This window comes from Streptomyces sp. NPDC052496 (assembly GCF_040679095.1).
In the GTDB taxonomy this organism is placed as follows: Bacteria; Actinomycetota; Actinomycetes; order Streptomycetales; family Streptomycetaceae; genus Streptomyces.
This window is the reverse complement of sequence record NZ_JBFAUH010000007.1, coordinates 33,230-45,784: the sequence shown is the minus strand read 5'-3', so window position 1 is coordinate 45,784 and position 12,555 is coordinate 33,230. Positions and strand designations below refer to the sequence as shown.

7 protein-coding genes are annotated in these 12,555 nt (G+C 73.7%); all 7 read left to right on the top strand.

All coding sequences use genetic code 11. From position 1 onward, the window contains the following. The first annotated feature begins 4 nt into the window (after positions 1-4). The gene (locus tag AB0L45_RS11865; RefSeq protein ID WP_365838663.1) at positions 5-6,577 is read left to right on the top strand and encodes an amino acid adenylation domain-containing protein; all 6,573 of its coding nucleotides are present in this window, start codon (positions 5-7) and stop codon (positions 6,575-6,577) included. Next, positions 6,574-6,798, top strand: coding sequence for an MbtH family protein (locus tag AB0L45_RS11860; RefSeq protein ID WP_365838661.1), 225 nt, complete (start codon positions 6,574-6,576; stop codon positions 6,796-6,798). The genes AB0L45_RS11865 and AB0L45_RS11860 overlap by 4 nt, the downstream gene beginning before the upstream one ends. A 69-nt stretch (positions 6,799-6,867) precedes the next feature. Beyond that, positions 6,868-8,154: a cation:proton antiporter gene (locus AB0L45_RS11855; protein ID WP_365838659.1), complete on the top strand. Its 1,287-nt coding sequence runs from the start codon at positions 6,868-6,870 to the stop codon at positions 8,152-8,154. A 65-nt stretch (positions 8,155-8,219) separates the two neighbouring features. Beyond that, positions 8,220-9,737, top strand: a complete 1,518-nt coding sequence (locus tag AB0L45_RS11850) for a tryptophan 7-halogenase (RefSeq protein WP_365838657.1) — start codon at positions 8,220-8,222, stop codon at positions 9,735-9,737. Between the two features lie 25 nt (positions 9,738-9,762). Further along, positions 9,763-10,953, top strand: coding sequence for a cytochrome P450 (locus AB0L45_RS11845; RefSeq protein WP_365838655.1), 1,191 nt, complete (start codon positions 9,763-9,765; stop codon positions 10,951-10,953). Positions 10,954-10,961: 8 nt separating this feature from the next. Then, positions 10,962-12,176 carry a cytochrome P450 gene (locus AB0L45_RS11840; protein ID WP_365838653.1) on the top strand — a complete coding sequence of 405 codons (1,215 nt, stop codon included), beginning with the start codon at positions 10,962-10,964 and terminating at the stop codon, positions 12,174-12,176. A 58-nt stretch (positions 12,177-12,234) separates the two neighbouring features. Beyond that, positions 12,235-12,456: a ferredoxin gene (locus AB0L45_RS11835; protein ID WP_365838651.1), complete on the top strand. Its 222-nt coding sequence runs from the start codon at positions 12,235-12,237 to the stop codon at positions 12,454-12,456. The last annotated feature ends 99 nt before the right edge of the window (positions 12,457-12,555 follow it).

The window sequence follows — 12,555 nt, the reverse complement described above, 5'->3', positions numbered from 1 at the left end:
AGCGATGACCCGATCCATGGTCGAGGACGTGTGGCCGCTGTCACCACTGCAGGAGGGGCTGCTCTTCCACGCCACCTTTGACGAGGAGGGGCCGGACGTCTACACCGTGCAGTCCGCACACGCCGTCGACGGTCCCTTGGACCCGGGCCGGCTGCGCGCGGCGTGGGAGACCCTGGTCGCCCGGCACGCGGCGCTGCGCGCCTGCTTCCGCCGGGTCAGCGGGGCCCGCATGGTGCAGGTCATCGCCCGCGAGGTGGAACTGCCCTGGCAGCAGGCCGACCTCTCGCACCTGGCGCCGGACGACGCCGGGGCGGAGGCCGCGCGGCTGGCCGACGCCGAACGCGCCCGCCGCTTCGACCTGGCCACCGCGCCCCTGCTGCGCGTCCTGCTCGTCCGCCTCGGCGCGGACCGGCACCGGATGGTCGTCACCAGCCACCACATCCTCATGGACGGCTGGTCGATGCCGATCGTCCTGGCGGAGCTGTCCGCGGCGTACGCGGCGGGCGGTGACGGCAGCGCCCTCCCGCCGACCGCCTCCTACCGCGACTACCTGGCCTGGCTGAACCGGCAGGACAAGGATGCCGCCCGCGAGGCGTGGCGCGCCGAGCTGGCCGGGGCCGAGGAGCCGACGCTGGTGGTCCCGGCGGACCGCACCCGGGCCAGTGTGGTGCCGGAGGACGTCCTGATCGACATACCCGAGGGCCCTTCCAGGGAGCTGACCGAGCTGGCCCGCCGCTACGGGCTGACCCTCAACACCCTCTTCCAGGGCGCCTGGGCCCTGGTCCTCGCCCGCCTGGCCGGGCGCACCGACGTGGTCTTCGGCGCCACCGTCGCGGGCCGCCCGCACGACCTGCCGCACGTCGAGTCCATGGTCGGCCTGTTCATCAACACCCTGCCGGTACGGGTACGGCTCGACGGCGGGCAGCCCGCGATCGACATGCTCGCCGCCCTCCAGGAACGCCAGTCGGCGCTCCTGCCGCACCAGCACCTGGGCCTGTCGGAGGTGCAGCAGCTGGCCGGGCCCGGCGCCTCCTTCGACACCCTGGTCGTCTACGAGAGCTTCCCGCGCCCGCCCGCAGGACCCGCCGACCCGCAGGCCCTCACCCTGGAACCGGCCGGGCTCTCCCGCAACGCGGCGCACTACCCGATCACCCTCGGCGTCTTCCCCGGCGACCGCATCAGCCTGCGGCTGTCCTCCCGCCCCGACCTGTTCGGCACGGCGGCCACCCGGCTGATCGGACAGCGGGTGGTGCGGGTGCTCACCCAGCTGGCCGCCGACCCCACGGTGCCGGTCGGCCGGATCGGCGTCCTGGAGGAGCCGGAGCGCGACCTGGTGCTGGCGGGCTGGAACGCCACCGCCGCCAAGGCGCCCGGCACCTCGGTACCGGAACTGATCGCCGCCCAGGCCGCCCAGGTCCCCGGCGCGGTCGCGGTGACCGACCCGCGGCGCTCCCTGTCCTACGCCGAACTGGAGCGGGAGTCGGAGCGCCTCGCGGCCTGCCTCGCGGACCGCGGCGTGACGCGCGGCGACCGGGTGGCGGTGCTGCTGGAACGCTCCGCCGACCTGATCGTGACGCTGCTCGCGGTGTGGAAGACCGGCGCCGCGTACGTCCCGGTGGACCCCGCGCAGCCGGCCGAGCGGGTCGCGTTCCTGCTCACCGACTCCGGCCCGGCGGCGGTCGTGTGCGCCCGGGCCACCCGCGACGCGGTGCCGGTCGACGCCGCCGCCGAGCTGGTCGTGCTGGACGACGACCGGGTGCGGGCCGCCGTCGCGGTGGCGCCGGCCGGTGCCCCGGTGCCCGTACGCGTGGCGGCGGAGGACCTCGCGTACGTCATGTACACCTCGGGCTCGACCGGCGTCCCCAAGGGCGTCGCCGTACCGCACGGCAGCGTGGCCGGCCTGGTGGGCGACCTGGGCTGGTCGGTGGGCCCGCGCGACACGGTCCTCATGCACGCACCGCACGCCTTCGACGCCTCGCTGTTCGAGATCTGGGTGCCGCTGGCCTCCGGCGGCCGGGTGCTGGTCGCCGCGCCGGGCGCGGTGGACTCCCAGGACATCCGGGCCGCGGTGGGCGCCGGGGTGAGCGCGGTGCACCTGACGGCCGGCACCTTCCGCGTCGTGGCGGAGGAGTCGCCGGAGTGCCTGCGCGGCCTGCGCGAGGTGCTGACCGGCGGCGACGTGGTGCCCGCCGCGGCCGTCGCCCGGGTGCGCGCGGCCTGCCCCGAGGTGACCGTCCGCCACCTGTACGGACCGACCGAGACCACGCTGTGCGCGACCTGGCACCTGACCCGGCCGCACGACGAGCCGGCCGCGGTGCTGCCGATCGGCCGCCCGCTGGGCAACCGGCAGGTCTACGTCCTGGACGCGTTCCTCCAGCCGGTGCCCGCCGGCACGCCGGGCGAACTGTACGTGGCCGGCACCGGGCTGGCCCGCGGCTACCTCGGCCGCGCCGCACCGACCGCGGAACGCTTCGTGGCCTGCCCGTTCGCCCCCGGCGAGCGGATGTACCGCACCGGCGACCTGGTGCGCTGGACGCCGGAGGGCGAGCTGCTGTTCGCAGGCCGCGCCGACCACCAGGTCAAGATCCGCGGCTTCCGGGTGGAGCTGGGCGAGGTCGAGGCGGCCCTGGCCGCGCACCCGGCGGTCGGCCAGGCCGTGGTCGCGGCCCGCGAGGACCGGCCCGGCGAACGGCTGCTGGTCGGCTACGTCGTCCCCGACGGCCAGGAGGCCGACGCCGACGAGATCCGCGAGCACGCCGCCAAGGTCCTGCCCGGCTACATGGTCCCGGCCGCCGTGATCGTGATGGGCACGCTGCCCGTCACCGCCAACGGCAAGGTCGACCACAAGGCCCTGCCCGCCCCCGACTTCGCCGAGCGGGTCGACCGGCGGGCACCGCAGAACGAGACCGAGGAGATCCTCTGCGGCCTCTTCGCCGACGTGCTCAAACTCGACGAGGTCGGCGCCGACGACGACTTCTTCGAGCTGGGCGGCGAGTCCGGGCTGGCGATGCGCCTGATCGGGCGGATCCGCGAGGAGTTCGACGCGTCCTTGAACCTGCGGCAGTTCTTCAGCGCGCCCACCGCGGCGGGCGTGGCCCGCACCCTGGCGACGAAGGCCCGCCCGGTCCTGACCCCGGCCGGCCACGACGGCGAGGCGCCCGCGACCGTCGCCCAGCTGCGCACCTGGCTGCTGACCCGGCTGCACGACAGCGGCCCGGCCCACCAGTTCTCGGCCGCGCTGCACCTGACGGGCGCACTGGACCGTACGGCGCTGGAAGCCGCCCTCGGCGACGTGGCGGCCCGCCACGAGATCCTGCGGACCACCTTCTCCGGCGCCCGCAGCGAGCTGCGCCAGCACATCGTGCCCGCCACCGACGACGCGGCGCGCCCGCGGCTGCCGGTGACCGAGGCGACCGAGGCGGAACTGCCGGACCTGCTGGCCGCGCACGGCGCCCGCGCCTTCGACCTGACACGGGAAGCGCCCTGGGCGCCCCACCTGTTCAGGCTCTCGGACACCGAGCACGTCCTGCTGGTCACCGTCCACCGGATCGCCGCGGACGAGCAGTCCCTCGACCCGCTCTTCCGCGACCTGTCGGCGGCGTACGGCGCGCGCTGCGAGGGCCGGGCACCCGAACGGGCGCCGCTGCCCCTGCAGTTCGCCGATTACGCCCGGTGGGAGCAGGAGCTGCTGCGCGGCGCCGACGAGCCGGAGAGCCTGGTCAGCGACCAGCTCACCTACTGGCAGGACGCGCTGGCCGGGCTGGCCGGCGAACTGGACCTGCCCACCGACCGGCCGCGTCCCTCGCTGCCCTCCCGGCGCGTCGCCCGCGTACCGCTGCGCCTGGACGCGGCGGCGCACGCCCGGCTGATGGAAGCGGCCGGACCCCGCGAGGCCACCGGCTTCATGGTCGTCCAGGCCGCCCTGGCCCTGCTGCTCACCCGGCTCGGCGCGGGCACCGACATCACCCTCGGCACCACCCGCGCCCGCCGGGACGAGGACGGCCTGGAAGGGCTGGTGGGCCCCTTCGACGGCCCGCTGCCGCTGCGGACCGACACCTCCGGCGACCCCGGCTTCCTCGAACTGCTGCGCCGGGTCCAGCAGGCCCACCGCGAGGCCGCCAGCCACCAGGACGTCCCCTTCGAGCGCCTGGTGGACGCCCTGCCGCTGCCGCCCTCCGTGGACCGGCACCCGGTCTTCCAGGTCGGCCTGAACCTCCACGAGGGCCGGACCGAGGTGTGGGATCCGTGGGAGCTGCCCGGGCTGCGCACCGGCCGCCTCGACGTGGGCGGCGCGACCGGCGAGCTGGACCTGTCGGTCGACCTGACCGAGCGGCAGCGTGCCGACGGCGGCCCGGACGGCATGGACGGCCACCTCACGTACGCCACCGACCTGTTCGACCAGGACACCGCGCAGGCGTTCGCCGACCGGCTGGTGCGCGTCCTGGACCAGCTCGCGGCCGACCCGGAACTGCGCCTGAGCCAGGTGGACATCCTCCTGGGCGAGGACGAGTTCCGCCGGCTGGTGGCGGACCCCGAGGCCACGGCGGCCGCGGACCAGGGCCGCACCGTCGTCGAGGAACTGGCCGCGCAGACGGCCCGCACCCCCGACGCGGTGGCCGCGGCGGACCGCGACGGCGCACTCACCTACGCCGCACTGGACACCGCGGGCAGCCTGCTGGCCCGCCGGCTCACCGAGCTGGGGATCGGCCCCGGGGACGAGGTGGCCGTGGCCGAACCGGCCGGCACCGCGTTCCTGGTCGCCCTGACCGGCATCCTGAAGGCCGGCGCCGTCTGCCGCCCCCTGGACTCGCACCGGCCGGTCGACGGCATCGAGACCGTGCTGCGCGAGAGCCGGCCCGCCGCCCTGGTCTGCACCCCGGCCACCGCCGGACGGCTGCCCACGGACGGACCGGTACCGGCCGTCGTCCTGGACGGCACGCTGCCGGCCGCACCGGAAGCGCGGCTCCGCCCGCCGCTGCCCGGCCGGCCCGCGCTGGTGCTCGACGGCAGCGCACCGGACGGCGCCGCCGCGGTCGTCGGCCACCGGACGCTGGCCCGGCAGACGGCGTACCGCGCCCACGCCACCCCGGCGGTCCGCGGCACCACGCTGATCGACACCCGGGCACCCGTCGCGGCCCTGGTCACCCCGCTGCTCGCGGCGCTGTGCAGCGGCGGCGGGGTCCGGTTCGGCGCGCCGGAGGACGTCCGTACCCCGGCCGGGACCGACGCCCCGCGGCTCCTGGTGACCACCCGGGACCTGCTGCCGACGTTCACCGAACTGCCGGACGGGCAGCGGCCCACCGAGGTCCTCGTGCTGTCGGCGGGCACGCCGGAAGCCGACGACGGGCTGCTGAAGTGGCGCGAGATGCACCCGGACAGCACCGTGGTCACCGGCCACGCGGCCACCGGGACGGCGGGCCCCTGGCTCGAACACCGCGCCGCGCCGGGCGAGTCCGTACCGTCGGCGCTGCCCGCGGGCCGGCCGGTGGACCACACCCGCGCCTACGTCCTCGACGGGCTGCTGCGGCCGGTCCCGCCGGGCGTCCCGGGCGACCTGTACGTGGCGGGAGCGGCCCTGGCGTCCGGCTGCACGGGCAGCGCCGCACGCACCGGCGAGCGGTTCGTCGCGAACCCCTTCGGGCCGCCCGGTGAGCGGATGCTGCACACCGGCGACCGGGCCCGGCGCAGCACGGCCGGCCTGATCACCGTGGCGGACGCGAGCAGCGTACGCCCGCGCGGGACCGGCGCTGCCCGCGGCGCCAGCCGGGGCGACCTGGGCGTCCTGCTGCCGCTGCGCACCCAGGGCAGCCTCCCGCCGCTCTTCTGCGTCCACTCCAGCCTGGGGTTGAGCTGGGGCTACCGGGGCCTGCTGCCGCACCTGCCCGCCGACCGGCCGGTCTACGGCCTCCAGGCCCGCGGCCTGGCCGGACCGGAACCGCTGCCGCTGACCATGGACGAGATGGCCGCGGACTACGCCGCCCAGATCCGCACCGTCCAGCCCACCGGCCCGTACCACCTCCTCGGCTGGTCCTTCGGCGGTACGGTCGCCTACGCGGTCGCCACCGCCCTGGAGGCCCAGGGCGAGCAGGTCGCCCTCCTCGCGCTGCTCGACACCTACTTCGGCGGGGACACCGGCAAGGTCTTCGACGCGACACCGGCTGCCCGCGAGGGCGAGGACGTGGCGATGCGCCGCGAACTGGGCGAAGAGGGCCTGCCGTACCAGGACGGTGCCGTTCCCGGCGACGACGGTGCCGCCGCACTGGGCCTGGACGAACAGCTCCTGGCCAACCTCAGGGAAGTGACGGTCAACTCCGGCCGGCTCTCCTACGGCTACACCCCGCGGCGGTTCAACGGTGACCTCGACGTCTTCGTCGCCACCGTCGGCCGGTCCGCCGACTCCCAGGCGTGGGACGCCGTCGGCAGCTGGCGGCCCTTCGTCACGGGAGACATCCGCGCCCACGACATCGCCGTCGACCACAACAGCATGCTCCAGTCCGCGCCCTTGGCACAGATCGGGCGCATCGTCGCAGAAAAACTCCAGGCCGTGCGGCCGACAGGGGAAAGGAACCCGTCATGACCAATCCGTTCGACAACGAGAACGGCACCTTTCTGGTGCTCGTCAACGACGAGGGCCAGCATTCGCTCTGGCCCGCATTCGCGGAAATTCCCGAGGGCTGGACCTCGGTACACGGAGAAGCCGGCCGCCAGGAATGCCTCGACTACATCGACGAGCACTGGACCGACATGCGCCCGAAGAGCCTGATCGCGGAAATGAGCGCGAGCGGCAACGCGTCCTAGACGCTCACGCGGTACGGGCATGAAGGGGCGGCCTGAATCCGGGCCGCCCCTGCGGGGGAGGCTTGCGAAGTGAATACGGAAACGGTCGTCACCGTGGTCATCGGCGACGTCGCACTGATCGTCGTCGTCTCCTGGCTGCTGGGGGCGGCGGCCCGCCGGATCGGCCAGCCGGCCGTCATCGGCCAGATCGTGGCAGGCATCGCGCTGGGCCCGACCCTGCTGGGCCGGCTCCCGGGGAACCCGACGGCACACCTGTTCCCGCCGGAGATCCTGCCGTTCCTGACGGTGCTGTCCCAGGTCGCCATCGTGCTGTTCATGTTCGTGGCGGGCTACGAGATCGACCCGCGCCAGCTGCGCCACGGCGGCCGGGCGGCGGCGACGGTGGCCCTGTTCGGGCTGCTGGTGCCCGCAGGGCTGAGCGCCGGATCGGTACAGCTGCTGCCCGGCGTCTACGAGGCGGTCGACCCGCGGCACGCGGGCGGCCGCTCCTTCCTGCTCTTCATGGCGGTGGCCGCCTCGATCACCGCGCTGCCGGTCCTGGTCGCCATCGTCCGGGAACGCGGCCTGGCGGGCACGCCCGCGGGGACGGTGGCGACCACCGCCGCCGGGTTCATGGACGTGGCGGCGTGGCTGGTGCTCGCCGCGGCCCTGGTCGGCACCGGCCACGGGACGGGGCAGCCCTGGGCCCTGACGCTGCTGCTGCTCGCCGTGTTCGTGGCCGGCATGTTCCTGGTGGTGCGCCCGGTGCTCGGCCGGTGGCTGCGGCGCTCCAGAGCGCTGCCGGCCAACCAGGTCACCGTCGCCCTGGCGCTCGCCCTCGGCAGCGCCTGGGTCACCGCGTCGCTGGGCCTGCACCCCGTCTTCGGCGGCCTGCTGGCCGGCCTGACCATGCCCCGCCGTGACGGCGTACCCGACGCCGACGTGCTGCGCCCCATGGAGCAGAGCGCCGGCCTGCTGCTGCCGCTGTTCTTCGTCACCACCGGCCTGTCGTTCAACATCGGCTCGTTGAACGGGTCCGCCGGGCTCCTGCTGCTGCTGATCGTGGGCGTCGCCACCGTCGGGAAACTCGTCCCGGCCTACACGGCGGCGCGCCTGAGCCGGCTGGACCCGCACCGCTCGGCGCTGGTGGCCGCCCTGGTCAACACCCGGGGCCTCACCGAATTGATCGTACTGAACGTGGCACTGGAAGCCGGCGTCATCGGGCCCGATCTCTTCACCGTACTGGTGCTGATGGCGCTGATCACCACCTTTATGACCGGGCCACTGCTGTCCCTGATCGGGCGGCGCAGTACACCGGACCCCGCTGTCAAATCACCTTCCTTGACGGGTTCTCAGCGGAAATTAACAATCGAATAGCAGGCGGACAGGTGATCTGCGCCCGATGTGCAGAAACATTCCGCCCGAGAATGGGGGAGAGGGCCGTGGCGAATTCAGCGAACGCAGGGAACTCCGCTCGCTCTGAGACGTTCGACGTGGTGGTCGTCGGCGGCGGGCCGGCCGGCTCGACGCTGGCCGCGCTGGTGGCGCGCCAGGGGCACCGGGTGCTGGTGCTGGAGAAGGAGTTCTTCCCCCGCTACCAGATAGGCGAGTCGCTGCTGCCGTCGACGGTGCACGGGGTGTGCCGGCTGACGGGGGTCGCCGACGACCTGGCGGCGGCGGGGTTCACGCGCAAGCGGGGCGGCACCTTCCGCTGGGGCGCGACGCCCGAGCCGTGGACGTTCTCCTTCTCCGTCTCGGAGCGGATGGCGGGGCCCACCTCCTACGCGTACCAGGTGGAACGCTCGAAGTTCGACGAGATCCTGCTGCGGCACGCCGGCCGGTCCGGCGCGGTGGTGCGCGAGGGGTGCGCCGTCGCGGACGTCGTCGCGGACGACGAGCGGGTACGGGGCGTGCGCTACACCGGCGCCGACGGGGTGGAGCGCGAGGCGTACGGGACGTACGTGGTCGACGCCTCGGGCAACAAGAGCCGGCTGTTCCAGCGGGTGGGCGGCGAGCGGAAGTACTCGGAGTTCTTCCGCAGCCTCGCCCTGTTCGGCTACTTCGAGGGCGGCAAACGGCTGCCCGAGCCCAACTCCGGCAACATCCTCTCGGTCGCCTTCGACAGCGGCTGGTTCTGGTACATCCCGCTCAGCCCCACCCTGACCAGCGTGGGCGCGGTGGTCCGGCGCGAGCTGGCGGACAAGGTCCAGGGAGACCGCGAGCGGGCCCTGACGGCACTGATAGCCGAGTGCCCCCTGATATCGGAGTACCTGTCCGGCGCCACGCGGGTCACCGACGGCCAGTACGGCGAACTGCGGGTGCGCAAGGACTACTCGTACCACCAGACGACGTTCGCCCGCCCCGGCATGGTGCTGGTGGGCGACGCGGCGTGCTTCGTGGACCCGGTGTTCTCCTCCGGCGTGCACCTGGCGACCTACAGCGGCCTGCTGGCCGCCCGCAGCATCAACAGCGCGCTGGCCGGGCTGGTCGACGAGACCGTGGCGATGCGGGAGTTCGAGGCCCGCTACCGGCGCGAGTACAGCGTCTTCTACGAGTTCCTGCTCTCGTTCTACGAGATGCACCACAGCGAGCAGTCCTACTTCTGGCAGGCCAAGAAGGTCACCCACCACGCGCGGTCCGAGATGGAGGCGTTCGTCGACCTGGTCGGCGGCGTCTCGTCGGGGGAGGCGGCGCTCTCCGACGCCGACGCGATGGCGGAGCGGCTGCGGGCCGACTCGGCGGAGTTCGCGGGCGCCGTGGACCAGCTGGCCCACAGCGACGACGGCAGCATGCTGCCGCTGTTCAAGTCCTCCGTGGTCAGCCAGGTGACCCGGGAAGGCTCGCAGGTGCAGATGCGGGCCCTGCTGGGCGCCGACGCGGAACCGGAGACCCCCCTCCTCCCCGGCGGACTCGTCTCGTCCCCCGACGGCATGTACTGGCTCCCCGCCAGCGGCGGCTGACCCCCAGGAAGGAAAGGATCCGCGGATGCCCGAGACACCCGAGATTCCCGCCCACTACCGCAGGGACCGCTTCGACCCGGTGCCCGAACTCGTCCGGATGGCCAGGGAGACCCCCCTGGTCGAGACCGACGTGACCATCGGCCCCTCCCGGCAGCTCGGCTGGGTGGCCACCGGACACGCCGAGGTCCGGGCGGTGCTCTCCGACGCCGAACGGTTCAGCACCCGGCCGCCCGCCGACAGCGAGGAGGACGCGCAGAGCCTGGTGCAGGCGGGAAACCTCCTCCAGTACGACCCGCCCGACCACACCCGGCTGCGCAAACTGCTCACGGCCGAGTACACGGTGCGGCGGATGCGCCGGCTGGAGCCCCGCGTCGAGGAGATCGTCACCGACTGCCTGGACACGATGGAGCGGATCGGGCGTCCCGCTGACCTCGTACGGTACTTCGCCTGGCCGATCCCGGGGCTCGTCAGCTGCGAGCTGCTCGGCGTGCCCCGGGACGACCAGACGGAACTGGCGCGCTACCTCGACGTCACCCGTGACGTCGGCCGCACCCAGGAACAGCAGCTGGCCGCCGGCAAGGCGTACTGGGCCTACATGGGACAGCTCGCGGAGCGCCGGCGCCGCGACCCCGGCGAGGACATGCTCGGCAACCTGGTCCGCGAACAGGGCACCGCCGTCTCCGACGCCGAACTGGCGGGCATCGGCGCGACGGTGATGGCCGCCGGCTTCGAACAGGTCGCCAGCATCATCGGCCTGGGCACCCTGCTGCTCCTGGAACACCCGGACCAGCTCGCCCTCTGGCGCGAGCACCCCGAACTGACCGACCGGGCCGTGGAGGAGGTGCTGCGCTACCTCACCGTCATCCACACCGCCTCGCCCCGCACCGCGCTGGAGGACGTCACCATCGGCGGGCAGCGGATCAAGGCCGGGGAGAGCGTGGCCTGTTCGCTCCTGGCCGCGAACCGGGTGCCGGCCCCCGGCGAGCCCGCGGACCGCTTCGACATCACCCGGGAACCCGCCCCGCACATGGCCTTCGGGCACGGCATCCACCACTGCCTCGGCGCCCCCCTGGCCAGGATGGAGCTGCGCATCGCCTTCCCGGCACTGCTGCGCCGCTTCCCCGGCCTGCGGCTGGCCGTGCCGCCGGAGCAGGTCCGCTTCCGGCCCGCCCGGTCACGTCAGTACGCCCTGGAATCCTTGCCCGTCGAATGGTAGGAGACGCAATGCCGGAGGAGACCCAGCACCAGTTCGACCACGCCCGCAGGGCGGGTTTCGGCCCGTCCGACGACATCCGCCGCCAGCGCGCCGAAGGGGCGATCATCAGGGAGGAGGTGGCCCCCGCGCCCGGTGCCGCGACCGAACCCCTCTGGATGGCCCTGGGGTACGAAGCGGTCCGGCAGGTGATGGGCGACCACGTCCGCTTCAGCAACCAGCGCCGGTTCCGCGCCCGGACCGTCCGCGGCGGCAGCAAGCACCGTCCGCAGGAGATGTCCGGCCACCTGATGGACTACGACCAGCCCGAGCACACCCGGCTCCGCAAGATGCTCACACCGGAGTTCACGGTGCGCCGCATCCAGCGGCTCAAGCCGGTGACCGAGCAGATCGCGGAACGCTGCCTGGACGCCATGGAACGGGCCGGGCAGCCCGCCGACCTGGTCGAGCTGTACGCGAGCCCGATCTCCGGCGCCGTACTGTGCGAACTGCTCGGCGTGCCCCGCGACGACCGGCGCGAGTTCCTGGTCAAGCACCAGTGGCAGCTGGAGCAGGACCGCAGCCGCAAGGACCGGGCCGCCGCCCAGGCGTACACCTCCGGGTACCTGCGCGCGCTGGTCAAACGGCAGCGCAAGGACCCCGACGAGGGGTTCATCGGCCAGCTCATCCGCGACCACGGCGACAACTTCGACGACGAGGAACTGCTCGGCATCTGCGGCCTGATGGTGCTGGCCGGCCTCGACAACGTCACCGGCATGATCAGCCTCGGCGTGCTGGCCCTCCTGGAACACCCGGACCAGCTCGCCGTGTTCCTCGCGGACCCCGAGAACAACGTGGACCGCGTGGTCGACGAACTGCTGCGCTTCCTGTCCGTGGCACACGCGCCGACCCCGCGCACCGCCGTCGAGGACGTGGTCGTGGCCGGGCAGCTCATCAAGGCGGGGGAGGAGGTCGTCTGCTCGATCCCGATGGCCAACCGCGACCCGGCGCTGGGCCCCGACGTCGACCGGTTCGACGTCGAACGCGACCCGCTGCCGCACATCGCCTTCGGGCACGGCATCCACCACTGCATCGGCGCCGCGCTCGGCCGGATGGAACTGCGCACCGCCTACCTGGCCCTGTGGCGCCGCTTCCCGGACCTGCGGCTGGCCGTGCCCGCGGAAGAGGTGCCGCACAAGACCAACTCCATCGCCTACGGCCTGGAGCGCCTCCCGGTCGCCTGGTGACGGCCGGGATCCAGCAGGGCGCGCGGCGCCCGGACACCCCGGAAATGAGGAGAACACGATGGTCGAGGTACGGGTGGATCCGGAGATCTGCGCCGCGTCCGGCATGTGCAAGCTGCTGGTGCCCGCGGTCTTCGACCAGTCCGAGGAGGACGGCACGGTGCGGCTCACCGACGCGACACCGCCCGCGGAGCTGGCGGCGAAGGTCCGTACGGCGGCCCTGCGGTGCCCGGCAGGTGCCATCGCGGTGCACGAGAGGGAGAGGGAAGCGCCCGGCGCGTAGCGCGACCGGGCCCGGCACGGCGACGCCGGCGGACACCACGAAGAAGCTCCTGGCGGTCAGGGTTTTGAGGAACCCGACCACCAGGAGCTTTCGTGTCGC